At 43.0% G+C, this 25,328-nt stretch carries 27 protein-coding genes and 5 pseudogenes; 22 read left to right on the plus strand and 10 right to left on the minus strand.

Going from position 1 to position 25,328, the window contains the following annotated elements; all coding sequences use genetic code 11:
• Positions 1 to 206: 206 nt before the first annotated feature.
• The 3 genes from HWQ58_RS36915 (at position 207) to HWQ58_RS36925 (ending at position 4,242) form a co-directional block, all read left to right on the plus strand.
• Positions 207 to 2,561, plus strand: a complete 2,355-nt coding sequence (locus HWQ58_RS36915) for a ribonuclease R family protein (protein ID WP_292873569.1) — start codon at positions 207 to 209, stop codon at positions 2,559 to 2,561.
• Between the two features lie 17 nt (positions 2,562 to 2,578).
• Positions 2,579 to 3,199, plus strand: coding sequence for a flavin prenyltransferase UbiX (locus HWQ58_RS36920; RefSeq protein ID WP_292873571.1), 621 nt, complete (start codon positions 2,579 to 2,581; stop codon positions 3,197 to 3,199).
• 341 nt (positions 3,200 to 3,540) lie between these two features.
• Positions 3,541 to 4,242 carry a LapA family protein gene (locus tag HWQ58_RS36925; protein WP_292873573.1) on the plus strand — a complete coding sequence of 234 codons (702 nt, stop codon included), beginning with the start codon at positions 3,541 to 3,543 and terminating at the stop codon, positions 4,240 to 4,242.
• A 22-nt stretch (positions 4,243 to 4,264) separates the two neighbouring features.
• On the opposite strand, the gene HWQ58_RS36930 is transcribed toward HWQ58_RS36925, so the two are convergent.
• Entirely contained in the window at positions 4,265 to 4,459 is a 195-nt protein-coding gene (locus tag HWQ58_RS36930) for a hypothetical protein (RefSeq protein ID WP_194042092.1), read from the minus strand.
• An 841-nt stretch (positions 4,460 to 5,300) separates the two neighbouring features.
• Between HWQ58_RS36930 and HWQ58_RS36935 the strand changes: the two genes are divergently transcribed.
• A complete protein-coding gene (locus HWQ58_RS36935; protein WP_366839310.1) occupies positions 5,301 to 5,501 on the plus strand; it encodes a cold shock domain-containing protein in 201 nt (66 codons plus the stop codon).
• A gap of 161 nt (positions 5,502 to 5,662) precedes the next feature.
• On the opposite strand, the gene HWQ58_RS36940 is transcribed toward HWQ58_RS36935, so the two are convergent.
• Both HWQ58_RS36940 and HWQ58_RS36945 read right to left on the minus strand, forming a co-directional pair.
• Entirely contained in the window at positions 5,663 to 5,944 is a 282-nt protein-coding gene (locus tag HWQ58_RS36940; protein WP_292873576.1) for a hypothetical protein, read from the minus strand.
• Between the two features lie 21 nt (positions 5,945 to 5,965).
• Positions 5,966 to 6,361: pseudogene (locus tag HWQ58_RS36945) on the minus strand (tyrosine-type recombinase/integrase); the annotation flags it as partial.
• Between the two features lie 113 nt (positions 6,362 to 6,474).
• Between HWQ58_RS36945 and HWQ58_RS36950 the strand changes: the two are divergent.
• The 5 genes and pseudogenes from HWQ58_RS36950 (at position 6,475) to HWQ58_RS36970 (ending at position 8,137) form a co-directional block, all read left to right on the plus strand.
• Positions 6,475 to 7,020 (plus strand): shikimate kinase, encoded by a 546-nt coding sequence (locus tag HWQ58_RS36950; RefSeq protein ID WP_292873638.1) that lies wholly within the window; start codon positions 6,475 to 6,477, stop codon positions 7,018 to 7,020.
• Between the two features lie 22 nt (positions 7,021 to 7,042).
• Positions 7,043 to 7,174, plus strand: a pseudogene (locus tag HWQ58_RS36955) (element excision factor XisH family protein); the annotation flags it as partial.
• A gap of 141 nt (positions 7,175 to 7,315) precedes the next feature.
• A pseudogene (locus HWQ58_RS36960) lies at positions 7,316 to 7,450 on the plus strand (element excision factor XisH family protein); the annotation flags it as partial.
• A gap of 166 nt (positions 7,451 to 7,616) precedes the next feature.
• Positions 7,617 to 7,814: pseudogene (locus HWQ58_RS36965) on the plus strand (element excision factor XisH family protein); the annotation flags it as partial.
• A complete protein-coding gene (locus HWQ58_RS36970) occupies positions 7,802 to 8,137 on the plus strand; it encodes a XisI protein (RefSeq protein WP_292873582.1) in 336 nt (111 codons plus the stop codon). The pseudogene HWQ58_RS36965 and the gene HWQ58_RS36970, both read left to right, overlap by 13 nt.
• Here HWQ58_RS36970 and HWQ58_RS36975 read toward each other — a convergent pair.
• Together HWQ58_RS36975 and HWQ58_RS36980 are read right to left on the minus strand one after the other, a co-directional pair.
• Complete coding sequence (locus HWQ58_RS36975; protein ID WP_292873584.1) at positions 8,122 to 8,265, minus strand: hypothetical protein; 144 nt, start codon at positions 8,263 to 8,265, stop codon at positions 8,122 to 8,124. The genes HWQ58_RS36970 and HWQ58_RS36975 overlap by 16 nt on opposite strands.
• 100 nt (positions 8,266 to 8,365) lie before the next feature.
• The gene (locus HWQ58_RS36980; RefSeq protein WP_292873586.1) at positions 8,366 to 8,659 is read right to left on the minus strand and encodes a hypothetical protein; all 294 of its coding nucleotides are present in this window, start codon (positions 8,657 to 8,659) and stop codon (positions 8,366 to 8,368) included.
• A 231-nt stretch (positions 8,660 to 8,890) separates the two neighbouring features.
• On the opposite strand from HWQ58_RS36980, the gene HWQ58_RS38675 reads away from it, so the two are divergent.
• The 3 genes and pseudogenes from HWQ58_RS38675 to argB all read left to right on the plus strand — a co-directional run bounded on the left by HWQ58_RS38675 (position 8,891) and on the right by argB (position 10,921).
• Complete coding sequence (locus HWQ58_RS38675; RefSeq protein ID WP_366839312.1) at positions 8,891 to 9,049, plus strand: hypothetical protein; 159 nt, start codon at positions 8,891 to 8,893, stop codon at positions 9,047 to 9,049.
• Positions 9,050 to 9,494: 445 nt separating this feature from the next.
• Positions 9,495 to 9,710, plus strand: a pseudogene (locus tag HWQ58_RS36990) (TonB family protein); the annotation flags it as partial.
• Between the two features lie 314 nt (positions 9,711 to 10,024).
• On the plus strand, positions 10,025 to 10,921 hold the full coding sequence (argB, locus tag HWQ58_RS36995; protein ID WP_292873590.1) for an acetylglutamate kinase: 897 nt from the start codon (positions 10,025 to 10,027) through the stop codon (positions 10,919 to 10,921).
• 131 nt (positions 10,922 to 11,052) lie between these two features.
• Here argB and HWQ58_RS37000 read toward each other — a convergent pair whose 3' ends face one another.
• Complete coding sequence (locus HWQ58_RS37000; protein ID WP_292873592.1) at positions 11,053 to 11,514, minus strand: hypothetical protein; 462 nt, start codon at positions 11,512 to 11,514, stop codon at positions 11,053 to 11,055.
• Between the two features lie 170 nt (positions 11,515 to 11,684).
• Here HWQ58_RS37000 and HWQ58_RS37005 point away from each other — a divergent pair, with 170 nt between their 5' ends.
• The 3 genes from HWQ58_RS37005 to pyrE all read left to right on the plus strand — a co-directional run bounded on the left by HWQ58_RS37005 (position 11,685) and on the right by pyrE (position 13,923).
• On the plus strand, positions 11,685 to 12,227 hold the full coding sequence (locus HWQ58_RS37005; protein ID WP_292873594.1) for a tetratricopeptide repeat protein: 543 nt from the start codon (positions 11,685 to 11,687) through the stop codon (positions 12,225 to 12,227).
• Positions 12,228 to 12,404: 177 nt separating this feature from the next.
• Positions 12,405 to 13,307 carry a DUF3153 domain-containing protein gene (locus HWQ58_RS37010; RefSeq protein WP_292873596.1) on the plus strand — a complete coding sequence of 301 codons (903 nt, stop codon included), beginning with the start codon at positions 12,405 to 12,407 and terminating at the stop codon, positions 13,305 to 13,307.
• Between the two features lie 82 nt (positions 13,308 to 13,389).
• The gene (gene pyrE, locus HWQ58_RS37015; RefSeq protein ID WP_292873598.1) at positions 13,390 to 13,923 is read left to right on the plus strand and encodes an orotate phosphoribosyltransferase; all 534 of its coding nucleotides are present in this window, start codon (positions 13,390 to 13,392) and stop codon (positions 13,921 to 13,923) included.
• Between the two features lie 262 nt (positions 13,924 to 14,185).
• Here the strand turns inward: pyrE and HWQ58_RS37020 are convergent, their stop codons facing one another.
• Complete coding sequence (locus tag HWQ58_RS37020; protein WP_292873600.1) at positions 14,186 to 14,539, minus strand: helix-turn-helix domain-containing protein; 354 nt, start codon at positions 14,537 to 14,539, stop codon at positions 14,186 to 14,188.
• Between the two features lie 148 nt (positions 14,540 to 14,687).
• Between HWQ58_RS37020 and HWQ58_RS37025 the strand changes: the two genes are divergently transcribed.
• Positions 14,688 to 15,305: an FMN-dependent NADH-azoreductase gene (locus HWQ58_RS37025; protein WP_292873602.1), complete on the plus strand. Its 618-nt coding sequence runs from the start codon at positions 14,688 to 14,690 to the stop codon at positions 15,303 to 15,305.
• 114 nt (positions 15,306 to 15,419) lie between these two features.
• Here HWQ58_RS37025 and pdxH read toward each other — a convergent pair whose 3' ends face one another.
• Entirely contained in the window at positions 15,420 to 16,064 is a 645-nt protein-coding gene (pdxH, locus tag HWQ58_RS37030; RefSeq protein WP_292873604.1) for a pyridoxamine 5'-phosphate oxidase, read from the minus strand.
• Positions 16,065 to 16,202: 138 nt separating this feature from the next.
• On the opposite strand from pdxH, the gene HWQ58_RS37035 reads away from it, so the two are divergent.
• From HWQ58_RS37035 to HWQ58_RS37045, 3 genes are all read left to right on the plus strand, one after another.
• Complete coding sequence (locus HWQ58_RS37035) at positions 16,203 to 17,309, plus strand: AI-2E family transporter (protein WP_292873606.1); 1,107 nt, start codon at positions 16,203 to 16,205, stop codon at positions 17,307 to 17,309.
• 317 nt (positions 17,310 to 17,626) lie between these two features.
• A complete protein-coding gene (locus HWQ58_RS37040; RefSeq protein WP_292873608.1) occupies positions 17,627 to 18,457 on the plus strand; it encodes a ScpA family protein in 831 nt (276 codons plus the stop codon).
• Positions 18,458 to 18,923: 466 nt separating this feature from the next.
• Positions 18,924 to 20,093 (plus strand): NDP-sugar synthase, encoded by a 1,170-nt coding sequence (locus tag HWQ58_RS37045; protein ID WP_292873610.1) that lies wholly within the window; start codon positions 18,924 to 18,926, stop codon positions 20,091 to 20,093.
• Between the two features lie 144 nt (positions 20,094 to 20,237).
• On the opposite strand, the gene speA is transcribed toward HWQ58_RS37045, so the two are convergent.
• Positions 20,238 to 22,253, minus strand: coding sequence for a biosynthetic arginine decarboxylase (gene speA, locus HWQ58_RS37050; protein WP_292873612.1), 2,016 nt, complete (start codon positions 22,251 to 22,253; stop codon positions 20,238 to 20,240).
• 224 nt (positions 22,254 to 22,477) lie between these two features.
• Here speA and ndk point away from each other — a divergent pair, with 224 nt between their 5' ends.
• Positions 22,478 to 22,927 (plus strand): nucleoside-diphosphate kinase, encoded by a 450-nt coding sequence (gene ndk / locus HWQ58_RS37055; RefSeq protein ID WP_104910011.1) that lies wholly within the window; start codon positions 22,478 to 22,480, stop codon positions 22,925 to 22,927.
• Positions 22,928 to 23,003: 76 nt separating this feature from the next.
• Here the strand turns inward: ndk and HWQ58_RS37060 are convergent, their stop codons facing one another.
• A complete protein-coding gene (locus HWQ58_RS37060) occupies positions 23,004 to 23,726 on the minus strand; it encodes a TerC family protein (RefSeq protein WP_292873614.1) in 723 nt (240 codons plus the stop codon).
• Positions 23,727 to 24,023: 297 nt separating this feature from the next.
• Between HWQ58_RS37060 and HWQ58_RS37065 the strand changes: the two genes are divergently transcribed.
• Entirely contained in the window at positions 24,024 to 24,494 is a 471-nt protein-coding gene (locus tag HWQ58_RS37065; protein WP_292873616.1) for a GFA family protein, read from the plus strand.
• Positions 24,495 to 25,183: 689 nt separating this feature from the next.
• A complete protein-coding gene (locus HWQ58_RS37070; protein WP_292873618.1) occupies positions 25,184 to 25,318 on the plus strand; it encodes a hypothetical protein in 135 nt (44 codons plus the stop codon).
• Positions 25,319 to 25,328: the final 10 nt, after the last annotated feature.

The raw sequence follows: 25,328 nt of genomic DNA on the forward strand, positions 1-25,328 counted from the left end.
CAGAGTTGTCCGTGGGTCGGCTTCTTTGCAAAGGAACTGCGGGAGTAGTTTCTTGCTCTTACTGGGTCGGGCTTCCTTTCCTTAGAACTTAGGAAGCTTGCTTCAGGGCAATTAGTTTCCAGCTTGTTTCTGTAAGCCGTGAGGGTATACAGAAATGAACCAGATTAAACAACAAATGATGTTTTGACCAAAGGTCGGTTCACTGCATGGAATTTTCAATCGCTACACTCCTTGCCAATTTCACCGATGATAAATTGGTAGCTCGGAAGGTTTTAGAAAAGAAACTTGGCTGTGAAGATGAAAAAAGTTTACAAAAACTTCACATCGCCTTAGATGTTCTGGAAAAAATCGGTATTTTAGTAAAAGAACGGGGCAAGTACCGCCGTGTCTCAGAAGAGGGAATAATCGAGGCAAAACTCCGTTGTTCTAGTAAAGGCTTTTGCTTTGCTATTCAAGATGTGGAAGGAGCTGAGGATATTTACATCCGCGAAAGTCATCTGAGCAATGCTTGGAATGGCGATCGCGTTTTGGTGAGAGTTCTTAAAGAAGGCAGTCGCCGTCGCTCTCCCGAAGGGGAGGTGAAGCTGATTCTCGAACGTTCTAACCACACTTTACTGGCACGAATTAAGCAAGTAGAAACTGGTTTTCGAGCTGTGCCTTTAGACGATCGCTTGCTATTTGAACTCAAGATTCAACCGAACGGGGCAAAGTTAGAAGAAGCGATCGATCATCTGGTTCATGTGGAAGTTTTGCGTTACCCGTTGGCACAATATCCTCCCCTTGGTCGAGTGGTGCAAATCCTCGGCAGCGATGCCGAAGCCGCTGCTGATATAGATTTAGTTACGTGCAAACACGACCTTTCCCGGACTTTTCCAGATAATGTTCTAGAAGCAGCCGCCAAGTTGCCCAAAAAGCTGCTGAAAGCAGACCTGAAAAATCGGCTGGATTTACGTAATTTGTATACTCTCACGATTGAAGGGGTAAATAATGATACTAAAATTATAGAAAACGCTTTTAGTTTAGAAAAAAACTTAGCCGGAAATTGGCTTTTGGGCGTTCATATCACCGATGTTTCTCACTATGTCCAACCTGACGAAGCCCTAGATAGAGAAGCACTCAAACGGGGTAAATCAGTGTATTTAGGAGAATTGGTGTTGCCAATCTTGCCCCCAACTGTGGCAGAACGCTGTTCTTTAGTACCTGGGAGCGATCGCTTAACCATCTCTTTTTTAATTACCATTGATCCCCAATCGGGAGAAGTGCTGGAATGGGAAATTCAACCCAGTGTCATCAATGTCGAGACTGCACTGACTACTGAACAAGCCCAAGCAATTCTCACAGGTGAAGCTGAAGATAAATCATCACAGGTTTCCCAAATCCTGCAAGACCTCCAAGCCTTGCAAACTGCGGTAAAACAAGTGCGATTGACTCGTGGAAGCCTCCAGTTGAATCTGCCGCCTAGCCAAAACGCCTATTATGATGAGGGGATTCTCGGCGCTGTGGTGGTGAATGATTTACCAGTGCGATCGCTACTCACGGAGTTGGTGCTGTTAGTTAATCAACTGTTTGCAACTCACTTAAATGCCCTTGGTGTTCCGGCTATCTGGCGAGTCCAAGGTACTCCCGATGTTGAAGATGTCCAGGAAATGCTGAAATTGGCAGTCAATTTAGGCGTTGACCTCACATTAGATCCAGAAGTCGATATCCAACCCTTAGATTACCAACATTTGACCACAGCTTTTGCTGAATCTCCCTCTGAGCAAGTTCTTACTTACTTATTACAAGATACCCTTAAGCCGTCTGCATACAGTACCACCAAAGGATCTCACTTTGGTCTGGCACTACCGCAATATGTCCATTTTAGCGCTCCCTTGCGGCGTTTTCCAGATTTGCTGATGCAAAGAGTGTATTACGCGCTACTGGAAAACGGACGCGATCGCCGCAATACCCGCGTGAGAGAGCGGGTCAATCTACGCCAGTCCTCCAGCCACGAGGAAATTAACTGGAATGTTTTACCCCCGGAATTGCAACAAGAACTCCAAAGCGATTTGACTAGGGTAATTGTCCAAATCAACGACCGAGAAAAAGAAGTCCAAGAAGCCGAAGCCGATTTAGCCGGACTGCAAAAAGCCCAACTGATGAAGCAACGCATCGGTCAGGTATTTCAAGGTGTGATTACTGGGGTTCAATCCTACGGTTTCTTTGTGGAAATTGAAGTACCAGCTGCTGAGGTAGAATCCAGCAGTAATCCTGGTGTGCCTTTGCGGGTAGAGGGATTGGTACACGTCAGTTCTCTCAAAGATGATTGGTATGAATATCGCGCCAGACAACAGGCACTGTTTGGTCGCAAAAATCGCGCTTCTTATAGACTAGGCGATCGCGTCGCCGTCCAAGTTAAAAGTGTCGATTACTACCGTCAGCAAATTGATTTGGTAACAGTGGGCAGCGATGGACTAGCCAAAGGTTTAACCGGCAATGATTCCCATGAAGACCTTTCAGACCTTTACTTACCAAATGATATGGAGCCTGATGACCTAGACCCTTACTCTGAGGACGAGTAAAATCCACTAAAACTTACGTGTCAAATCACACTAAACCTTTAATTTTAGGCGTATCGGGCGCATCTGGTCTGATTTACGCTGTTCGCGCGATCAAATTTTTGCTAGAAGCGGAGTATAGTATTGAATTGGTTGCCTCTAAATCAACTTACATGGTTTGGCAGTCAGAACAGGAAATTCGGATGCCACCAGAACCAACTGGGCAAGAACAATTCTGGCGAGAGCAAGCTGGAGTTGCACTTGACGGTAAACTACGCTGCCATCCTTGGAGTGATGTTGGAGCCGGGATTGCTAGTGGTTCCTTTGCCACTCTGGGGATGATGATCATTCCATGCAGCATGAGTACAGTGGCAAAGCTAGCGGTTGGCTTAAGTTCCGATTTACTAGAACGGGCAGCAGATGTCCAACTCAAAGAAGGGCGAAAGCTGGTTATTGTCCCGCGTGAAACGCCTTTTAGCCTCATCCACCTACGTAACTTAACCTCTTTAGCAGAAGTTGGAGTTAGAATTGTCCCCGCTATTCCCGCCTGGTATCATAATCCCCAAACCATTGAGGATTTAGTTGATTTTGTAGTTGCCCGTGCTTTAGATCAACTAGGTATTGACTGCATCCCAATTCAGCGGTGGCAAGGTCGTCGCTAACGCCTTGAGTGGATTTATTTTCATTAGGGGTGTAAAGGTGTAAGGGTGTAAGGTGAAGTCCTTTGGATTGAGACCAAAGGACAACACGGTTGCCCAACTTATAGCTGGGCTAAAGACTCATGCGGGTGGTTGGGGCTAGATATCCCCTACTACCATGCAACCCCACACCCCCACACCCGCCCCAACGGGGCTTGGTAAATTTCACAATAGTCCTAAAAAGGTAATGATAGAGATGGCTGATAGTGTCAGTAGTCAGTGAACAGTAATTAGCGAAGAATAATCAGACTGATAACTGACCACTGACTACTAACCACTGATAACTGACAACTGACAAAATTGCTATGGCTGTAATTCGCTTAATTCTATTGGTGGCAGTACTGGGAGGACTAACGCTGTTATTAGTCCAAAATTTCTCACCTGCCCTATCGCTAGTATTTTTGGGCGTGCGAACTCAACCATTACCACTAGCGATATGGATTTTGTTCAGTACTGCCACTGGTGCTTTCACATCTATATTGATTTCTACCTTGTTTAACTTATCCAATTATTTTGTGGCAGGAGAACGCCAAACTCCTAACAGAAGAACCGCCACTTCAACTCGTGCCAAAGCAACCCAAAGAGAAGAACCTACATCTCGTCCTGCCAGTCCTCCACCACCAGCTAGTAAAAGAGAAGAGCCTAGCAGTGAGGGATTTGATGATTGGGAGACAAATAGCAGTAGAGATGATGATTGGAACTTTGATGAAAAGTCAGAGTCAGCGCCTATTCCTAACCCTGAAGCTCAACAGCCTAGAGATTCAACAACTTACGAACGTCAATCAGAAGCCAAAAGGAGTTCTCGGTCTGGTTCAGTTTACTCCTACAGCTACCGCGAGCCAAAAAATACAGCTGCGGGAAAAACTGAATCAATTTACGATGCTGATTACCGAGTAATTATTCCCCCTTACCAGCCGCCAACTAGCAATCAAGCGGATGATGATGATTGGGAATTTTTTGAGGATGATGATAATTTTGAAGATGATGGTAAACGCCCCCGTCGGTGAGATGTACTAGCAGGCTACATCTCTATTTAATGCCACACCGCTCTCTAGACTCCTGCTTGACCCTACCAGTCATGGCAGCTTCCTGCAAAGTCATGAAAGCATTAAAATCTTCCAAGTCATATCGGGTAGTCAACAGTTGTCGTAGTTGATCTTCAGCTTCAACTGTTAAATAGCCAGTTGCTAAAGCTCTTTCTACAACGTCACGAATTCGAGTCATGGTTGACACCTCATTCATACAATATTTATTCATTCAGGCTTATTGGGGTGGAATATGCAGTAGTCTTTGTGTCAAAACTTCAATTTCTTTACAAGCTTTTTTGGGTGATCGCAGTAAATCAGTCATTATTTACACCTTTATCAGAAACATTTAATTGAGCAGGTCTTGTTATAACTGAACTTTTAGAATAATGATCCTGTGCTGGTAGAAACACAGTATTGTGTATACTTAAAATTACCCACCGGAGTAAAAACCCTGATTATTTGGATAGACAGATATTGTTCGGATAAAGTTTCAAACAAGCTACTTTAATTTTTTGGTTAAGCGTAGCGCTCACTATACAGCAATTATCTAGTTACTTCCGGGAAGTTACTACATTCCTAAGAAATTCATCGTTTATTACTTATAATAATTTCACAGAAGAATTGTTAATCTATTGCCTAAGTTAACGTTGCTGAGACACCATGCGTATTTTTCGTTTAATTCCAGTCTCAGCTTTTTTTACCTAAATCAACCCGTTGAACTCACGTATTTATAAGAATCCTTTAGAGGAATGTCGTCTAATGGGCGTTAGAAACATCCTACCTTTCCTACTAAACCCACTTTTCACTAAGATTATTTTGTATCTCCAGTATCCGTACAGAGTAGGAAAGGTGGGAAAGGTAGGATATTTTACTGTTTTTGTTGTTTTTGTAGTTACAGTTGCTAGCCTGTTATTTAACTACTATTAAGATTGGTGGATATCAAAAAAGTAAAAGCAATAGAAATTAAAAATCATCAAGCTTCTCATATTGAGGAGCTTGATGATTTAGAAGTAGCGACAATTGTAGGCGGCGCTCGCATTAAAGGACAAGTAAAATTATTTAATGAAAACAAAGGATTTGGCTTCATTACACCTGCGGACGGATCTAAAGATGTTTTCGTTGATTTTTCAGCTATTCAAGGCAATGGTTCTCAAACGCTAGCTGAGGGTCAAAATATTCAATTTGACGTTAAAGATGGTCCAAAAGGTGGGATCGCTGCAAATGTTATCCCTATATAAGACTTGAAATAAACACAAGTTTGAAATCCGCTTAGTAACTAAGCGGATTTTTGCGTATAGAGAAAATCTATTCTGACAAATGATTATTTAGCCTTAAAACCCACCTAACGGGATGCGATAAGTGTGGGTGGATGTGAGTAGAGAATGAGGCAGGTGGGGAACTAAGTTGCCTTATTTCTAATTAACTGTAACAAGATAGATTCAAGACTTTGTAGAGCGGCGTTAGTGGTGCGTTGATGCTCCTCAAAATTGCGTTGGTGTTGTTCGTGGCTATCGCGTAATTCAAGCAGTACGTCATCTAAAATCGCACTACGACTCAGAACACGGTCAACGTTATTGGCTAGTTCGTTAAGTTGTTCTTGAGTTTCTGCCTGTCTCTGTGCCACGCCTAAAAGGATTTCTTCAATTCGGTCAATCCGACTTGGAAATGGTGTATCAGTCATTTTCTTTGTTTTCTTTCAATTTTACTTTTTTATTTGGTTTAAAGGAATGTCGTCTAACGCCCATTTCCTGACATTCTCCCCAACCGGAGACAGCATAGACAAACTAGCCGTCGCCCCTAACACCTGTTCATCAGTCACCTCTAAATAACGCTGCAATTGTTCTAAGTTCCCATGTCCGCTAATCTCTTGAATTACACGTAATGGAATAAAAGCATTACTCATCAGGGTTAAAGCAGTCCTTCTAAAGCTGTGGGTTAAAACTCCAATTATCCCAACTTGTTTACAGGCAGTGCGTAATATCCTAGCGGCTGAATCTTCGCTTATATGTCCATCACTGCGACCCTGAAACAGATAATCATCTCCTGCTAATGGGTAGTATTTACTCAGTAACCGTCGTAAATCTTCTATTAATTTTATCCAGTTGGGTGATCGGTGCAAAACTTTGTATTTCTAAATCTTAGATTGAGTTGTTGAGTTTATAATTTAAAACTGTGACTCAGTACTCAAAAATAATTGGAGCGAAGCAACTGGTGAGAAGCTTATTACAAGGAGTCAACCTATACTTAATTGGTATTATGGGCGTTGGTAAGACGACAGTAGGGCGCTTACTAGCAAAAGAACTGGGCTATGGGTTTGTAGATACCGATGATGTCATTACCCAAGTAACAGGTAAATCCATCAATCAGTTATTTACCGAGGAAGGTGAAGCAGGGTTTCGCCAGTTAGAAAGTAATGTGCTTTCACAAGTTTGTGCTTTTACAAAGTTGACTATAGCAACTGGTGGGGGCATTGTACTGCGGCGAGAAAATTGGGGTTACTTGCACCACGGTTTGATAGTGTGGCTAGATACGCCAGTGGAGATAATTTACAGCCGTTTAGCTGAGGATACCACAAGACCACTGCTGCAAGATGGCGATCCTAAAGCTAAGTTGCGATCGCTCCTCGAACAACGAACACCACTTTACTCTCAAGCCGATTTGCACATCACCGAGCGAGAGGGAGATACACCTGAAGACGTTGCCAAGCGAGTACTTGAAGCAATTCCTAGCGTTCTCAAAACCCAAGTTTCTCATTAATGGGGAAGTATTGATCTAAACTGTGTCTGCAAAAGATATTTTTCATGAATCAGTTAAAAAAGCTTTGCAAAAAGAACAATGGATAATTACGAGCGATCCATTAAAATTTAAATTTGGGGAAGTCAGCCCCTTCGGGGAAGTCAAAAGTCAAAAGTCAAAAGTCAAACATTTTGAACCCCATAAATAAATTTAGGGGCTTGTAACAACGACGCCGTATTTCTTGCGTTGCACGTCTCGAAATACATTTTTTCTTTTTCCATAAATAAATTTAGGGGCTTGTACCTTTTTCTTTCTGGTCAACTTCCAAATTGATTTAGGTGCAGAGAAAATAATTGCCGCAGAAAAAGGAAATGAAAAAATAGCAATTGAAATCAAAAGCTTTTTAAACCCCTCGGCAATTACAGATTTTTACCAAGCCCCGTTGGGGCGGGTGTGAGGGTTGCATGGTGGTAGGGGGGGGAAGAACTAGCCCCAACCACCCGCATGAGTCTTTAGCCCAGCAATAAGAAGGGCAACCGTGAAGTCCTTTGGTTTCAATCCAAAGGACTTCACCTTACACCCTTACACCCTTAAACCCTTACACCCCTAATGAATCCGCTTTGGGACAATTCCTTAGTTACCGTCTAGCATTAGCGGGATATGAACCAGAGCGAGTATTATACTTAGCAGTTCCATTGGATACGTACCAAACATTTTTTCAACTGGAGTTTACTCAAACTGCGATCAAACAGTATCAGGTGCTATTAATTGTTTACAATCCAGTAGATGAGGTGATTGTAGAGTGGATAAACTAACAAAATATCAAGAGTATGTTAAAACATTGTTGACGAACTATGCCAGTGATAATATCTCGGATAATGATGTCGAAGTCCAACTCATTTTAGACACAGAACGCAATCATTATCAATGGATGAATGTCGGTTGGCAAGGATTTAATCGTATTTATCGATGCGTGATACATTTTGATATTAAATATGGCAAAATTTGGCTACAACAGAATTTAACCGATCGCAATCCGGCAGAGGAATTAGCGATCATGGGAGTACCACGAGAGGATATTGTCTTGGGTTTGCAAGCTCCATACAAGCGTCAGTATACAGATTATGGCGTAGCGTAATGCGATCGCTCCTCGAACAACGAACACCACTTTACTCTCAAGCCGATTTGCACATCACCGAGCGAGAGACAGATAACACCTGAAGACGTTGCCAAGCGAGTACTTAAGGCAATTCCTAGTGTTCTCAAAACACAAGTTTCTCATTAATAAAACTCAAGTTACCAAATTTTGGCCATCCAAAGAATAAAATATTCAACCAAAATATCGCCATTCAATGGCAACAATCTCTTAATCGCGATCTTCCTGCTTAGAGACAATGTTGAAGTTTTTGTCAAGAAGAATATCGTATTTCTTGCCATCATTGCAGATAACATCGTTAACCTTATAGAGATTGCTCCTGAAGATAAAGTCAACATCGTCAAAAGAAGGACAACTTTGCTTTTTCAGAACCTCTTCTACCTTGGCTCGTTCATCAGGTGTAGCGTCCCGATCTTCATCAGCCCATGCAACTCCTGCGAAACAGAGCCAGAGCAGAAAGGCTCCAGACAAATACTGAATTCCTAAATAAATTAAGTTTTTCATTTTATTAGGACTTATGCATTGACACAGTAAACAAAAAATGTCGTAAGGGAAATAAGGAAAAAACAAGCGTGAAAATACTTTCACATATATATAAACAGTTTTCACTTCAATTGAACTAATCTTTAGTTAGATTAAGCAAATCACTCTTTAGTAGGACGATTTTTATGCTACCTTCAGTAACTCACAAGCTTACTGGCAATCGGCTCCTCTATTTGTGGAGTTTCTGCGATTATTATAGGCAAAGGAGCAATCGAAGCCGAGGACGATGATGCAGCGTTTGCGATCGCAAGAAGGCAAGGTGGAGCATCGTCGCTCCTTTTTTGTCCAACTTCAGAAAATCGTGTTGCTCCCACTATAGATGACCAAGGCAGATATGAGGCAATTGAATAGTAATCGGGACAATCGGGACTATTGGAAAACACGCCTTAAACCCCATTTAGAGGCAGTATGTCCTGAAGTCCCGAACTGTCCCGACCGTTCCTGAGCATTGTTAATTAAGGGTTGTCCACTGGGACGCTTGTCCCGAAACTATCCCAAACTGTCCCGAAAAGATGTGATGAATGCATAGGTTTTACGTAAAAATGGCTGCTTGGTACAGAGTATTAAGTAGAATAAAATGAATCTCTGATTAATTCAGACAACGGCATTCATGAGAAAAAATAAACTATTTCTAACACTGATTTTTGCTTTGATACCCAGTTGGTTGATTTGCTCGGCTACAACAAGGAATGCAAGCGCAGAAACACCAAATAGTAGTAAATTAATACAGTGTTTAAAAGATGTAAGAAATTCCAGAACATCTCAAGCAATTGCTAATTCACCAACAAATCAAAGAATTCAAGCCAGGGTAGAAGTAGCTGTTGATACTGATGGGCGAGGTAATGTTAGTAATGTACGTCTTGTTCGTTCATCAGGAAACCATGAATTGGATGAAATGGTTCTCAGACAAGCGCGAAATTGGAAATTAAAACCTACGACAGGTAACATTGACGTTCGTACAAGGTTTAGAAAAAGGCAAAATGTTTGCTCAGGTTCAAATAAACGCATATAACTAGATATTTTTGCCTAATTATCAACAGTAAATATCTCAAAGCCTTATTTTTTCATACAGACTAGCTAATTTAGGATGATTGCATTTACATCTTATAGCCAGCCACATAAAGGCTTTGATCATTTTCGGAGATGTCTATTACTGTTATTGCTGTGTTATCTACACAACAAGCAACCATATTTTTACAAATCCAGCTAGATTGCTAGAGTCATTATAGTACAAACATACTCAACTTTGGCAGCAGAGATTGTGAGGAGTTACAAAGTCTTCTACACTGACTGAAATAGGTTTTAACTCTCTCTGTTAGGCTCCTCATGACGGTCAACGATTCTGAATACATCAGGCAAGCTGAAGCCACTCGTGTACGTGTACTAAGCGAAGCACTACCTTATATTCAACAATTCGCCGGTCGCACTGTTGTTGTCAAATATGGTGGCGCAGCGATGAAAGATAGCACACTCAAAGACAAAGTTATCCGCGACATTGTATTCTTATCCTGCGTGGGCTTGCGTCCAATTGTAGTACACGGCGGTGGCCCAGAAATTAACAGTTGGTTAGATAAGCTGGGAATAGAACCACAATTTAAGAATGGTCTGCGAGTCACTGATGCCGCCACAATGGATGTGGTGGAAATGGTTTTAGTTGGTCGAGTTAATAAAGAAATTGTCTCCCTGATTAACCAAGCTGGTGGATTGGCTGTAGGACTTTGCGGTAAAGACGGTAATCTATTTACAGCCCGTTCCCAAGGTCAAGAAGGCATCGGCTTTGTAGGGGAAGTCAGCAATGTGAATATTAAGATTTTGGAAACCCTTGCTAGCAATGCCTATATTCCGGTAGTATCCAGCGTTGCCGCAGATGAGACAGGGCAAGCTTATAACATTAACGCCGATACCGTAGCTGGGGAAATCGCTGCTGCATTAGGAGCAGAAAAGTTAATTTTATTGACCGACACCAGTGGAATTTTAAAAGATTATAAAGACCAATCTACTTTGATTCCGAAAGTAGATATTCGTGAAGCCCGCGAGTTGATTGCCAATGGTATAGTTAGCGGTGGGATGATTCCTAAAGTGAATTGTTGTGTGCGATCGCTTGCTCAAGGAGTCCGTGCAGCACACATTATTGATGGTCGCATTCCTCACGCTCTGTTACTAGAAATCTTTACTGATGTTGGGATTGGGACGATGATTCTCGGTTCGCAGTTTACCTCTTAGGAGTTGAGGAGTGCTGAGTGCTGAGTGAGGAGTGAAGAGTGAAGAGTAAAGAGTTAGGAGTTAGGAGTTTTGTTTGTCCCCTCATCTCCCTCATCTCCCTCATCCCTCTGATCCCCCTCATCTCCCCCACCCTACCGAGGATAGGTAATAATAACCCGCGATCGCCCGCCGCTAAATGGTGTACGACGCCATGAATTATTGATAATCACCGGATTAACTAGGGTTGAATCTCGAATTGTTGGATTAATCGGGGTGAAATTTCTCACGTTCTGCCTAAACTGGGGATAAGAATAATCGGGGTAAGTTGGATTAATCAGCGTGGAATTTCTCAAGTTCTGCCTGAACTGGGGATAGGAATAATCGCGGTAATGATTGCGTTGTGATATTAATCCCGTTGCCGGATCTACAGGCATAGGTGTGGGAATCGGACTACCATAAATAAAGGAACCCACAGCAGGCGATTGCCTGACTCCATAACCACCATCAATCACGATCACAGACTGGGCAGAAGCTGGAGCAATGCTTACACCCATCACTGCTAAAGTCATACCTGTTAAGAGCCAATTCAGTTGCGAATGCTTGATTTTCAACATAATTTTGCTCACCTGCATAAGATACCGGAATTTTTAATCAGAAAATAGTCGCAGCTACTTAGTTAAAATTTTAGAAGTTTATTCACTTTTAGATTGCCAGTTTTTGAAAAGATTCCAAAAAGATTGCTGGCATTGGCAAAATGAAAACAGTGCTAATTTTTGTATAAGACGTGAGTACAGAAAGTTTAGAAATTGCTAAAACCCGCTACCAGACTGGGAAAGTTGCCTTTGAGAATGGGCAATACCGCCAAGCCGTAGAAAATTTAGAAAAGGCCAGCGCTCTGTTAGCTCGTAATTCTCGCCTTGGGGGCGAAGTAGAAATTTATCTGGTGACAGCTTATGAAGCAGCTGGACGCACGGATGATGCGATCGCTCTTTGCGAAAGACTCAAACGTCATGCCCATTTTGAAATCAGCAAACAAGCGCGGCAGATGCTTTATATCTTAAAAGCACCAAAGCTGAAAAGACCCAGCGAATGGATGACCGAAATCCCCGATTTGGGCGCATTAGCCAATAATGAACTCAAAATTTCTGTACCTGCTAAGTCTACTAAATCTTCTGGGGAGCAAAAGCCTAAACCTGCCGAGCCAGAATTTGTTGACCTCAGTCAGGTCAATACCAGAGATAATCGCTTTATCTGGGTGGCGCTAATTGCCATTGTTTTAACCATCTCGTACTTGGTTTGGTTGAATTTTTCAGGAACTCCTGGCTGATAATAATTTTGGATTGGGCATTGGGAAGATTTGAATGAAAATTCAGACCCAGACTAAATCTTACTCATATTTTCTTACCCAGTCCCAGAGCGATCAAAATGGTATTCCAGGAATCTCAAACAATACTAAGAAGTCAATATTGGTTAAAAAGTTTGACTTTTGGGGAGATTTATAGTTATGAATTCTTCAATTTTCGGAAAGATTTTCTGGTGGTTAGTCAGACCATTTAGTTTTGTGTTGGCAAAGATGAAATTGCTCTCACCACTGAATGGTCGAAATCGAATGAACCCGGTCTTTCCCATGCGAAATCCTATTCTGTGGCTAGTGCTGTTAACATCTCTGCTACTGACTGGCTGTGTAAAGTATGATGTGGGGCTTAATTTTGACAACTCAAATAGTGGCGAACTAGTACAGCATATTAAGTTGGGAGAACGGCTAACCAGTTTTAGTGGTGATTCGGTGTACGAATGGTTAAAGAGCATAGAACGTCGTGCCCGTCAACTTGAAGGTAAAGTACAGCGAGTTTCCCAAGAAGAAATCATCGTCACAATTCCTTTTAGCAGTGGTAGGGAATTGCAAGAGAAGTTCAACGAGTTCTTTAACTCCCGTGCAAATCAACCCTCTGAGTCTGTAGAGAGCCAATCTAACTCAGAACTGCCGAAAATTGAATCAAACGTCCTCTTGGAGGAGAATAATTTTTTACTTTTAGTCCGAAATCGGTTGATTTATGATTTGGATTTGCGATCGCTCTCTCTAATCGCCAGCAAAGGTAATGTACTAGCTAATGCTGGTTCAATTCTCGATTTGGAATTTAGCTTGAAGACTCCTTGGGGAGCCAAAAATGTTCAACTAACTGAAACTGCAATTGAGCCAGAAAAAAATGGCAATCAACTAGTATGGAAACTCCAGCCTGGTGAGCTAAACCATATAGAAGCTATTTTCTGGCTTCCTAGTCCCCTTGGTATCGGTGGGTTGTTAATTATCCTGTTTGTCTCAGGAGGATTGTATTTGAGATACAATTTCATGCCAGATCCCAGAATTCAGTTTCCTCCCAAAGCAGCAGCGATCCAGGAACAGTAGACTATTTATCTGTTGAATATTGTCAGTTAAGCCGATGCATTCTCCATCGGCTTTTTTACACTTTCCCCAGCTTTTTGTAAAAATGAGTCATAGCGAATTAGGCAAAGAAATTGTTCGTGTTTCTTACTTAAATGGAGAGTTTCGGTTACGTTCTGGTCAGATATCTTCCCATTATTTTGATAAATATCAGTTTGAATCTAATCCTTTGTTACTAAAGCAGTTAGCTAAAGAAATGGCAAAAAAGATTCCACTAGGCACGGAAATTCTAGCAGGGTTGGAATTAGGGGGAGTTCCTTTAGCAACAGCAATTTCATTAGAAGTTGAATTACCAGTTGTCTTTGTTCGGAAGACAAAAAAAGAATATGGTACTGAGAAGATAGCAGAAGGAATTAATATCCAAGGGAAAAAATTGTGTATTATTGAAGACGTGATTACAACAGGTGGTCAGGTTGTAAAAAGTACCGAAGCGCTGCGTAATGAGGGAGCGATCGTGGACTTCGTACTCTGCGTAATCTGGCGCGGAAGTACACAAGACAACAGCCTCGAAAAAGCTGGTATTCAAAAACTTCCTCTATTTGATATGGAGGAGCTTTCGGTGTGGATGGAACTGTCTTGAAGCCCACAGTCACTAATAGGGTATAGGGGGTAGGGTGTAGGGTATAGGGAGGACGGCATTGGTCGAGGCTTGTGACACAGACCTTTTGCTACGCCAGTGAATTGACGGGGCAAGTGACCCGATGGTTGTTGGGGCTCTCTAGAACCTGCAACCCCACACCCCAAACCTGCAACCCCGCCCCACGGACGGGGCTTAGTCAAAATATCTTAGACAATAACCCTAAAAATACTTAGGTTTGAGATAAGACTTGTGTAATTTAAGCTTAAACATTACTATTGCTATGTTCTCGTTGTTCACTGCCATACCAACGTTCAGCAAGTGCATTGAGTTGATGAAGGATTTCAATGAGTTCCTGGCCGCGTTCTGTAAGACCGTAAGTGACTTGAGGTGGGATAGTTGGTTCATACTGGCGATAAATAATTTCTGCTGCCTCAAGCATCCTCAGTCTTTCTGTCAGCACTTTGGTTGAGATGCCTTCTACTTGGCGCTTCAATGCACCAAAGCGAGTAGGCCCACTATTACACAACACCCACAGTATATACATTGTCCAGGGCCCTGTTAATAAGGACATCAAAATACTTATTGGGCAAGCATCAGGATTTTTAGAAGCAGACATCGATAAGTTAGCCAAAATTATCCGGTAGTTACTTTATAGTAACTACTTTACTTTATTAACTAGTTACTTTTAGTATCTAATGTAATGCTTTGAAATATAGACTTAAAAAAAGTAAAAGCAGAAATCCTAGTTAATCAGGAGATATTTGATGGTAAACATTCTACATATTGATTCCAGCCCCCGTGGTGAACGATCGCACTCCAGAGAATTATCCAAGGAATTCGTCAGTGCTTGGAAAGCAGCACATCCTGAAGATGCGATCGCTTATCGAGATTTAGGGCATTACCCAGTTCCTCACGTTGATGAAGCTTGGATTGCAGCATCATTTTCACCACCAGAAACCCATACTCCAGAGTTAGCTGAGGCAATCAGGATTTCTGACGAGTTAGTTGATGAATTTTTAGCTGCCGATCGCTACGTCTTTGGAGTGCCAATGTATAACTTTAATATACCTTCCACCTTAAAGGCTTACATTGACCAAATCGTTCGCCCTAACCGGACTTTTGTTTTAGATGCTCAAGGCTATAGAGGATTAGTCGAGGGTAAAAAGGCGGTTATCATTACAACTCGCGGCGGTGATTTTAGCGCAACATCCCCTTTCATTGCTTATGATTTTCAAGAACCCTACCTGCGGGCAATTTTCGGTTTTATTGGGATTACAGACATTCAATTTATTAACGCTAATAGCCTGAATGAAGGTGATGCCCGTACCCAATCTCTATCAGAAGCAAGGGCAGCAATTCAAGATGCGATCGCCCACTGGTAATGTGATGCGGGCATTGGGCATTGGGTATGGAGAAGAGACAAGGTAGACAAGGAAGAGGGGGGAGACAAGGGAGAGACTTGTTCAAGAATTCTCCCCTGCTCCCCTGCCTCTTCTTCAGGGTGACAACCGCTCAATATTCCAAGTGCCATTATCTAAACGGCTATAGAGCAAGCGATCGTGCAGACGGCTAGGGCGTCCTTGCCAAAACTCAATTTCTGTAGGAATAACTCGTAAGCCTCCCCAATGAGGCGGTCGAAAAATCTCCTGATTTTTATATTTGCTTTGAAACTCCTGCAAGCGTCGCTCTAAGACTTCTCGGCTTTCTATCACCTCGCTTTGATTAGATACCCACGCACCCAGGCGACTGTTGGCAGGACGACTGTGAAAATACTGGTCAGACTCAGTTTCGGAAACTTTCTCCACATACCCCGAAATTCGGACTTGACGCTCCAGTTCTGCCCACCAAAAGACTAAAGCCGCCTGGGGGTTTTCTGCTAATTCTTGTCCTTTGTGACTGTTGTAGTTGGTAAAGAAGGTAAAGCCCCGTTCATCAAAATTCTTAAGCAGCACCATTCTGGCTGAAGGCTTACCGTCTGGTGTGGCTGTGGCAATGGTCATGGCATTGGGTTCAGGGAGTTGTGCTGCTAGTGCCTGATCGAACCATTTTTTAAATTGGATAAAAGGATTGAGGTCTATTTCGAGTTCGCTCAAACCTTCCAAAGTGTAGTCTTTGCGAAGGTCAGCTACGGTTTTGTCCATTGTGATTTGTTTCCTTGCTATCAGATACGCTTATATATATCTTTCTCAAAAATATCTATGATGATGATCGGATGACGATCAGCGCCATCAAGAATTTTACAAACTCTCTCAAAGAATATCTAAAATAGGTTGCATAAAATGCGCCGTTCGGCCTCCCTCCAACGTCTCTTAATTTATGGTCTGAGCGGTCCAGTTATCGCTCTCAATATCTGGCTACTAACCCTGCTTTTTCGCTATTTTCAGCATCCTATTACTGTCTTGAGCATTGCGGCGATTCTGGCTTTTCTGCTAAATTACCCGGTTAAGTTCTTTGAACGTGCTCAGATCACGCGCACTCAGGCGGTAATCATAGTTTTACTGGCAACATTAACGCTGCTTGGGATTCTGGGCGTCACCCTAGTGCCGTTGATTATTGACCAAACAATTCAACTGTTAAATAAGATTCCTGATTGGTTAGCCGGTAGTCAAGCAAACCTAGAGCAGTTTGAGATGCTGGCAAAGCAACGACGTTTGCCAATCGATCTGAGGGTTGTGAGCAGTCAAATCAATGCCAACATTCAGAATGTGGTGCAACAGCTAGCTTCTGGTGCAGTAGGATTTGCTGGAACACTGCTTTCAGGATTACTTGACTTAGTGTTAGTAATTGTGCTTGCATTTTATATGCTTTTATATGGCGATCGCGTCTGGTATGGTCTGATCAATCTTTTGCCCTCTAACATTGGAGATCCCCTGACCACATCCTTGCGCTTAAACTTTCAGAATTTCTTCCTCAGCCAGCTGTTACTAGGATTGTTCATGGTGCTAACCCTGACACCAATTTTCTTAGTGATAAAGGTGCCTTTTGCCCTGTTGTTTGCCATATTAATTGGTATCTCAGAACTCATTCCCTTTATCGGGGCGTCTCTGGGTATTGGTCTGGTGACGATTTTAGTGCTGCTGCAAAATTGGTGGTTGGCAGTTCAAGTTGCGATCGCGGCAATTCTCATGCAGCAGCTTAAAGATAACTTGTTAGCTCCCAGGTTACTCGGCAATTTTATCGGACTGAATCCCATTTGGATTTTTGTGTCTATTCTAATGGGATTTGAGATTGCTGGCTTGTTAGGGACACTTGTTGCTGTTCCGATTGCTGGTACTATTAAGGGCACTTTCGACGCTATTAAAAGCGGCAAGCCGAGTAATTTTGTCTCAACTGTCACTATTGCCCATGACTCACCTCCTGATCAAGGTGGCAGGGCAGGGGGATGAGGGGACAAGGGGACAAGGGGACAACAGGGAAATTATTGAACAAGTCTCTCCTTTGTCCCCCCTCTTCGTTGTCTACCTTGTCTCTTCTCCATGCCCAATGCCCAATGCCCAATGCCCAAAGTGAAAAGTTGCACAATCTAATCTCACAATTCACAATGGTGATCGATTACAAATTCTAGAGGATACTGCCAGCAGGCAATTTCTGAATAAAAGAAGCGCAAGCGAATGTATAAGGTACACGCTTTGCCAATAGTCAATTAGTTTAGTGTTGAATTTATAGTCTTTTGATTCTCATTAATTAAACTTAGAACCTGTTGATGGAAGCTTCCGAGCTATTAGAAACAATCACATTTTTGATTTACCAAGCCGAGCAGGGGGAAATTGATCCTTGGGATGTCCAAGTGATTGAGGTGATTGACCGCTATTTAGAACTGATGGCACCTGGGGCAATAACAAGAGGCTATGAAGCGGACTTGTCTCAATCTGGACAGGCATTTTTATCAGCATCAATGCTGGTATTATTCAAGGCAAATACGTTGATGCAATTGTCAACAGTAGGAGATGCACAAGATGGTGTAGAGGATGATGCCCTATTGTCAGGTGAAGACGGTATATCACCTCAGGGTCATCGTCTACCCTTAGAACGGCAATTACGTCGTCGTCCAGCGGCGATGCCGCCACCAAAGCGTCGGGTGACTCTGCAAGAGTTAATTGAGCAATTGCAGATTATGGCTAACCAACTCAAACTGGTAGAAAAAGTCAGCAAACCTATCCGTCCCAGGCGTCAACCTAGCGTCCAAAGTATGCGAGAGGCGCTGGAGTTAGCCCACCAGGAAAATCTGACAGAAGTCGCTGGAGAACTGGAGCAGGTATTGAAATTATCGACAAGAGAGCTAAGTTTAGAACAAAATTGGTTGAATTTAGAACAACTTGTAGAATTATGGACTAAGACAAAGCTTCTCAACCAAAATGGGTCTGGACATGAGTCTAAACACAGTAACCTAGTTAGTGTTTTCTGGGCACTACTATTACTCTCGGCTCAATCGAAAGTAGAGCTATTTCAAGAGGACTTTTATGATGAAATAAAAATTCGCTTAATTAGAGATTCAGCTAATATTGGCAAACCTTTTGAGCATCCGATGAACTAAGTCTACAGTTTCGTAAATTCGTGGTGAATTGAGGGTTTAAGTTTAAACGCAGAGGAGCGCAAAGTAGAACGCAGAGGAGCGCAAAGTTAGCTGTAGTCACATAGGTTAGGACAGTGTTGGTTGCTCAAAACCTTGAATTAACCGGGTTTTTACTCAGCACTTAGCACTCAGCACGGGCTAAACCTTAGCTATCCGCTAACAGCACTTTGCTATATTTATGGGGTTTTCCTCCTGGGTTTCAGCATAGCTGCTTCCTACCTTGTCATAGATTTTTGATTCAGCCCCAAAATCCGAGTAAATTGAAAAGATAAGCGATCGCTTGTCATCTAAGTATATCAATGGTTGTTATAACCACTAAATTCCTGTTATCCCTATTCTGGGGGATGACTTAGAGCAGAAATAAAAACTGATGATAAAGTATCACTCGATGAAAGTAAACTGGCTTGTGGTTGAGGAATAAATTTTTATGAAAGCGATGATTCTCGCGGCTGGCAAGGGTACTCGCGTGCGTCCGATTACGTACACTATGCCCAAGCCGATGATGCCCATCCTGCAAAAGCCAGTGATGGAGTTTTTGCTAGAACTGTTACGCCATCATGGATTTGACCAGATTCTAGTCAATGTTAGTCATTTGGCTGAGGAAATAGAAAACTATTTCCGTGATGGTCAGCGATTTGGGGTGCAGATTGCCTATTCCTTTGAAGGGAAAATTGATGACGACGGTAAACTGGTGGGCGAAGCGATAGGTTCAGCTGGAGGGATGCGGCGCATCCAAGACTTTTCACCGTTTTTTGATGATACCTTTGTAGTTTTATGTGGTGATGCTTTAATTGACTTGGATTTAACTGCGGCTGTTAAATGGCATAAATCCAAAGGAGCGATCGCTACCATTATCACTAAATCTGTACCCAAGGAAGAAGTTTCTAGCTATGGTGTGGTTGTGACTGACGAAGAGGGACGTGTCAAAGCTTTCCAAGAAAAACCTTCAACTGAAGAAGCCCTCAGCACCAACATCAACACAGGTATTTACATCTTTGAGCCAGAGGTTTTTAACTATATTCCCTCTAATGTCGAATATGACATTGGTAGCCAATTGTTTCCCAAATTGGTAGAAATCAAAGCCCCGTTTTACGCCATTCCTATGGACTTTGAATGGGTAGATATTGGTAAAGTCCCAGACTATTGGCGGGCGATTCGCGGTGTGCTGCTGGGTGAAATCAAAAATGTGCAAATTCCTGGTCATGAAGTCGCCCCCGGTATCTACACTGGCTTAAATGTTGCCGTCAATTGGGACAAAGTGGATATCACAGGCCCCGTTTACATTGGCGGGATGACGAGAATCGAAGACGGAGCTAAAATTGTCGGGCCAGCGATGATTGGCCCCAATTGTTGGATATGTAGTGGTGCAACAGTGGAAAACAGCGTAATTTTTGAATGGTCGCGCCTAGGCCCTGGAGTCCGGTTAGTCGATAAGCTGGTATTTGGACGTTATTGCGTAGATAAAACTGGCGCTGCGATCGATGTTCAAGCGGCTGCTTTAGACTGGCTGATTACCGATGCCCGTCAAACAGTGCCATCACATACACCTGTTGAGCGACAAGCGATAGAGGAATTGTTGGGGACAAATACAAATTAGGGAATGGGGCATGGGGCATGAGGAGTGGGGAAGATGAGGGAGACAAGGGGATAAGAGGTGAGAACTTGCAACAAGTCTTTCTCCTTGTCCCCAAGTCCTTTTCCCAATACCCAATGCCCAATGCCCAATGCCCAATTCCCAATCCTAACTATTTAAGTACGTATATCTTCTAAGACTCTGCTCGTAGGTTTGCAGTAGTCGTTGAGATTCCGCTAAGGTAATGCGCTTTTCTTCTAATGCTTTCTCGCAGCGCTGGCGAATGTTTTCCACCATATCTTCGGAGTCATACTGAACGTAGCTTACTACTTCGCTCATGGTGTCACCTTTGACAACGTGTTCAATTTGGTAGCCTTTGGGCGTTAATTGGATGTGAACGGCGTTGGTGTCACCAAACAGGTTGTGCAAATTGCCCATGATTTCTTGGTAAGCTCCATTCAAAAACATCCCCAAATAATAGGGTTCTCCTGGCTTGTAGGTATGCAACTCTAAAACCGATTTGACATCACGTAGGTCTATAAAGCGGTCGATTTTACCATCACTGTCGCAAGTGAGGTCTGCTAAAATTCCTCGCCGCGTTGGTTCTTCAGCCAAACGATGGATTGGCATGATCGGAAATAGCTGGTCAATCGCCCAGCAATCTGGTGCTGATTGGAACACTGACATATTGACGTAGTAGATGGAAGCCATAATTTTTTCTAGGTCTTCCAGTTCATCTGGTACGTATTCTTGCTGTCTAGTAATGTTAAGAATTTTTTGACAACAAGCCCAGTAGAGGCGTTCAGCTTTGGCTCGTTCTCTGAGGCGTAAAATTCCTAAGTTAAACCGACTGATGGCTTCTTCTTTGAATTGTGCAGCGTCGTGGTATAACTCTTGGTAATTTTCTTGGTTGATGGATTGAAAGCTTTCCCAAAGATAATTAATAATTGGGGATTCTCCCTCTTGTGGAGGTTCTGGTGGATTCAGGGGGACATCACTGGTACTGAGAACGTCGAAAATCAGCACCGACTGATGAGAAGCGATCGCTCGTCCACTTTCACTAATCAGTGTTGGTACGGTAATATCCCGTTCAGCACAGGTATCTTTTAACTCTGCCACGATGTCGTTGGCATAGTTCTGCATGTTGTAATTTTTGGATGCATAGAAGTTGGTTTGGGAGCCATCATAATCTACGCCCAAGCCGCCACCAACATCAAGGTATTTCATATCTGCTCCCAGCATTGCCAATTCTACATAAATGCGGCTGGCTTCTTGGATGGCATCTTTAATCACATTAATGGCAGAGATTTGTGAGCCGATGTGGAAGTGCATTAACTGCAAAGAATCGAGCAGGTTAGCTTCCCGTAACTTGTCAACAGCCTCGATTACTTCAGGCATTGTCAAACCAAATTTAGCGCGATCGCCACTAGAGGCTCCCCAACGTCCCATGCCTTGGGTACTGAGTTTAGCACGAACTCCTAATATTGGTTTAATACTTAACTGGCGATTGGCATCGATCACCAAATCAACTTCTTCAATCTGTTCTAAGACGATAATTGGTGTTTGCCCTAGTCTTTGGGCTAACATTGCCGTTTCGATGTATTCTCGGTCTTTGTAGCCGTTGCAAACTAACAATGCTCCTGGTGTATCCAACACAGCTAGAGCAATCATTAATTCTGGCTTGGAACCGGCTTCTAAACCAAATTGATGGGGTTTGCCAAATTTCACTAAATCCTCAATCAAATGCCGTTCTTGATTGCATTTAACGGGAAACACGCCACGGTAGACACCAGGGTAATTATAGCGAGCGATCGCTTTGGCAAAACAAGCGTTCAACCGCTCAATCCGGTCTTCCAAAATATCGGAAAAGCGAATCAACATGGGAAGTCCCAAGTTGCGCTGCTTCATGGCGTTGACCAATTCAAACAAGTCAAGAGATCCCCCGCGATCGCCCTTGGGTGCTACGGTCACGTGTCCAGCAGCGCTAATGGAAAAATAAGGTTGTCCCCATCCTTCAATGCGGTACAAGGCTTCGCTATCCTCAATTTTCCAGGAGCGAGGTAAATCTCCTGTGGTAGGACTCGGTGGTAACAGCTTTTTGTGCTTATGATTTTTCACTTCTTTTTGTCCATTGGACGGTACTGGTACCACCTCGTCAGATGTAGCAGTTGAGTCAACACCCATTTCTTCCTAACCTCTGTTTTTCACCCACGAGTTAACAATTTAGCGCATTCATCTAGGAACGTATATGCACCCAAGGATAATTTCTGAGATAAACTCTGATTGGTCAAAAGTCGTATGTCATTAGTCATTGGTCATTAGTCATTAGTGCAAAACCCTTGGACAAAGGACAAAGGACAAAGGACAATTGACTAGATAAAAACTTTATTAAGCTTTGGGAGATAGCAATGGAGCGCACATTCTTAGCAATTAAGCCTGATGGAGTCCAGCGGGGATTAGTGGGAGAAATTATCCGTCGCTTTGAAACTAAAGGTTTTACCCTAGTAGGTTTAAAGTTACTGAAAGTCAGTCGGGAATTGGCTGAACAACACTATGGTGTTCACCGAGAACGTCCCTTTTTTGGTGGTCTAGTGGAATTTATCACTTCTAGCCCAGTGGTAGCGATGGTATGGGAAGGAGATGGCGTTATTGCATCTGCCAGAAAGATTATTGGTGCGACAAACCCTTTAACAGCAGAACCGGGAACGATTCGCGGCGATTTTGGACTGAATATTGGTCGCAACTTAATTCACGGTTCTGATGCTCCAGAAACCGCGCAACAGGAAGTAGCCTTATGGTTTAAGGATGAAGAATTGGTTAGTTGGCAACCACACTTAACGCCTTGGTTGCACGAGTAAGATATTAGGGACTGGGGACTGGGTACTGGGGACTTGGAATTAGTTATTTCCCCCTGCCCCCTGCCCCCTGCTCTTTTTATTTTGAGACTTCGCTCTTTTCCGGCTCTACTTGGGGTAATTCAGTATTAACACGCTTAGAAAATCCCCAGCCTAAAATCAGGAAGATGGCAGCAATCATGATCCATTCTGGTGGAACTAAGCTATCGTTGACCACTTTTAACAACAAGCGTAAGCCCACCAAGGCCACAGTTACATAGCCTGCATCTTCTAGGTTTTCATATTCGTCTAGCCAACGGATAAACAATCCCGCCATGAATCGCAGCGTAATAATACCAATTGTTGCACCCGTTAACACTAGCCATTTTTCTTGAGAAACTGCGATCGCAGTTGTCACGCTATCCAAAGAAAATGCCAAATCTGTAAATGCAATCACGGGTATTGCTTGCAACAATGAATTAAAACGCGGGCCGTGATGGTGCTCGTCTTTGGATTCTTCTGAGGTAAAGTGTTGGAATACCAGCCACAGCAGATAAGCAGCGCCCAATAATTCAAATTGCCAGAATTGTTGTACCCAAGTGGCAGTGAGAATCAGGGTGATTCGCAGCACATAAGCAACGACTAAACCAAAGTTCAAAGCTTTACGCTCAAGTTCCTTGTCTTCCAACCCTTTTGCGATCGCAGCCAAGGCGATGGCATTGTCGGCAGATAACAGCGCCTCTAAAAGCACCAGGATCACCAGAACTATAAGGGCTTCAAGGCTAAAATGAAAGTCGAGGTAATCAAAAATTTGGTCTAGCATTCCGGGTTTCTCAAGCAGAAAAAATTAAAATTTGACAAGAACAGAGATTTGCATATTAAAAAGCGCAATACAATTGCTACTCTAATTCAGCTTAACGTGGTTATGGTGCATTTTGAAGAGGGTTATATGTGTGCGAGCGCAGTGCGAGTGGAGTAATTTGCGTATAAGTCAATACATTAAAAGTTTTAATATCTAGTCAATGCGATCGCCTACTTTTCAAATCTTGGCTTCAATTCCCCAACTACTGCTATATCTACGTTCTACACTTTCACTCTTTTGTTAAGAAAGATGTGACTAATGCATAGCGTAAGGTTGCCCTCAGAACCTGTAGACTTTTTAGAGATAACTTCTTGGAAGTTTGTGATGCTCAAAACCTTTACTGGAAGCTGCCATTGTGGTGTAGTTCGATTTGAAGCCGACATCAACCTGAGCTTGGGTACAAACAAATGTAACTGCTCACTCTGTACGAAAACGCGGAATTGGAACGCTATCATCAAGCCTAGTGCATTCCGATTGCTCTCCGGCGAGAGTGACTTAAGTGACTACCAGTTCGGACTAAAGATTGGACATCATCTTTTCTGTAAGCATTGCGGCCTACACTCGTTTGCGCGTGGGTATCATGAACAGGTTGGTGGGGACTATATTACAGTTCAATTGGCTGCTCTCGACAACGCCGATATAGCAGAGATAGCTGAAGCACCCGTTCGATTCACTGATGGTCGTAACAACAACTGGGACTCACCTCCAGCCGAGACGAGGCATTTATAGCGATCGCTAATCTCATAGGATGTGTCAAAAGAAGCAGGGGAGCAGGGAGCAGGGAGCAGGGGGAAAGGCTGGGACAAAGCTTGTACTTTGCCCCAGCCGAGCGCCCTTCCGGGGTGAGGCTTCGTACCGCTGCTCCCAAGCTCCACGCTCTTGAGAAGGGCTTGCTCCCCCTGCTAAGAGCCCCCTTCCCTGGAGCCTCTTCGGTGAGTTCGACGGTGAGAAAAAGGCAAAAAGCTTGCTAGATATGAATAACCAGAAATTGGGTACGTCAAGGCGATCGCTAAGATTATGTGGGATCTGAAGACTTGCTAACGCCAACGCGAACGCCGTCAGTCGGCGCTCAGACTTCTCTCCATGTTCCCGTGTAAGAGCGTCAACCTAAATGATAAGTCATTAAGCGGACATGATATTATAGCTTGGGTTAAGCGACAGCATAGCTCAAGGCTTAGTCAGCACTAACTCAATGCTGAAATTGGATTATCAGCGATCGCCACTGAGGCAATCACTTCTAGCACTACAAAAGGGCAATTGCATGAAAAGCGCTCTTGAACCATACAAATAGCAGTTTAGTCAATAAAAGTAAAGTCTCTGGAAGAGAAAACCGAAAATTTTCTGGAAAAGCCATCACAAATGCTGTAAGTAACTTTATTATAAATTACAAGCATATCTAGGACATATAAGATAACTTTATGACCATAGATTTACTAGAATTTTTTAAAGCAACAGACCCCAGCCGGACATTATACGTCAATCAAGGTTCAGATAAGAAGTATTATATTCTCACATCTTGCACCTGGAAATATGAATGTCAAAACCACAACTAAGTGCAAGGAG

The sequence above is a fragment of the Nostoc sp. LPT genome (assembly GCF_017115165.1).
Lineage (GTDB): Bacteria > Cyanobacteriota > Cyanobacteriia > Cyanobacteriales > Nostocaceae > Nostoc.

What these genes read in the sequence shown, in the direction of transcription:
- HWQ58_RS37020 (WP_292873600.1), bottom strand. Translation starts at nt 14,539, where the DNA reads ATGTCTGCTTCTAAAAATCCTGATGCTTGCCCAATAAGTATTTTGATG.
- HWQ58_RS36980 (WP_292873586.1), bottom strand. Translation starts at nt 8,659, where the DNA reads ATGAAAAACTTAATTTATTTAGGAATTCAGTATTTGTCTGGAGCCTTT.
- HWQ58_RS37035 (WP_292873606.1), top strand. Translation starts at nt 16,203, where the DNA reads ATGCGCCGTTCGGCCTCCCTCCAACGTCTCTTAATTTATGGTCTGAGC.
- HWQ58_RS37045 (WP_292873610.1), top strand. Translation starts at nt 18,924, where the DNA reads ATGAAAGCGATGATTCTCGCGGCTGGCAAGGGTACTCGCGTGCGTCCG.
- HWQ58_RS36915 (WP_292873569.1), top strand. Translation starts at nt 207, where the DNA reads ATGGAATTTTCAATCGCTACACTCCTTGCCAATTTCACCGATGATAAA.
- HWQ58_RS37060 (WP_292873614.1), bottom strand. Translation starts at nt 23,726, where the DNA reads ATGCTAGACCAAATTTTTGATTACCTCGACTTTCATTTTAGCCTTGAA.
- HWQ58_RS36930 (WP_194042092.1), bottom strand. Translation starts at nt 4,459, where the DNA reads ATGACTCGAATTCGTGACGTTGTAGAAAGAGCTTTAGCAACTGGCTAT.
- HWQ58_RS37010 (WP_292873596.1), top strand. Translation starts at nt 12,405, where the DNA reads ATGAATTCTTCAATTTTCGGAAAGATTTTCTGGTGGTTAGTCAGACCA.
- HWQ58_RS37065 (WP_292873616.1), top strand. Translation starts at nt 24,024, where the DNA reads ATGCATAGCGTAAGGTTGCCCTCAGAACCTGTAGACTTTTTAGAGATA.
- speA (WP_292873612.1), bottom strand. Translation starts at nt 22,253, where the DNA reads ATGGGTGTTGACTCAACTGCTACATCTGACGAGGTGGTACCAGTACCG.
- HWQ58_RS37000 (WP_292873592.1), bottom strand. Translation starts at nt 11,514, where the DNA reads ATGTTGAAAATCAAGCATTCGCAACTGAATTGGCTCTTAACAGGTATG.
- argB (WP_292873590.1), top strand. Translation starts at nt 10,025, where the DNA reads ATGACGGTCAACGATTCTGAATACATCAGGCAAGCTGAAGCCACTCGT.
- pdxH (WP_292873604.1), bottom strand. Translation starts at nt 16,064, where the DNA reads ATGGACAAAACCGTAGCTGACCTTCGCAAAGACTACACTTTGGAAGGT.
- HWQ58_RS36925 (WP_292873573.1), top strand. Translation starts at nt 3,541, where the DNA reads ATGGCTGTAATTCGCTTAATTCTATTGGTGGCAGTACTGGGAGGACTA.
- HWQ58_RS36940 (WP_292873576.1), bottom strand. Translation starts at nt 5,944, where the DNA reads ATGACTGATACACCATTTCCAAGTCGGATTGACCGAATTGAAGAAATC.
- HWQ58_RS37040 (WP_292873608.1), top strand. Translation starts at nt 17,627, where the DNA reads ATGGAAGCTTCCGAGCTATTAGAAACAATCACATTTTTGATTTACCAA.
- pyrE (WP_292873598.1), top strand. Translation starts at nt 13,390, where the DNA reads ATGAGTCATAGCGAATTAGGCAAAGAAATTGTTCGTGTTTCTTACTTA.
- HWQ58_RS37025 (WP_292873602.1), top strand. Translation starts at nt 14,688, where the DNA reads ATGGTAAACATTCTACATATTGATTCCAGCCCCCGTGGTGAACGATCG.
- HWQ58_RS37070 (WP_292873618.1), top strand. Translation starts at nt 25,184, where the DNA reads ATGACCATAGATTTACTAGAATTTTTTAAAGCAACAGACCCCAGCCGG.
- ndk (WP_104910011.1), top strand. Translation starts at nt 22,478, where the DNA reads ATGGAGCGCACATTCTTAGCAATTAAGCCTGATGGAGTCCAGCGGGGA.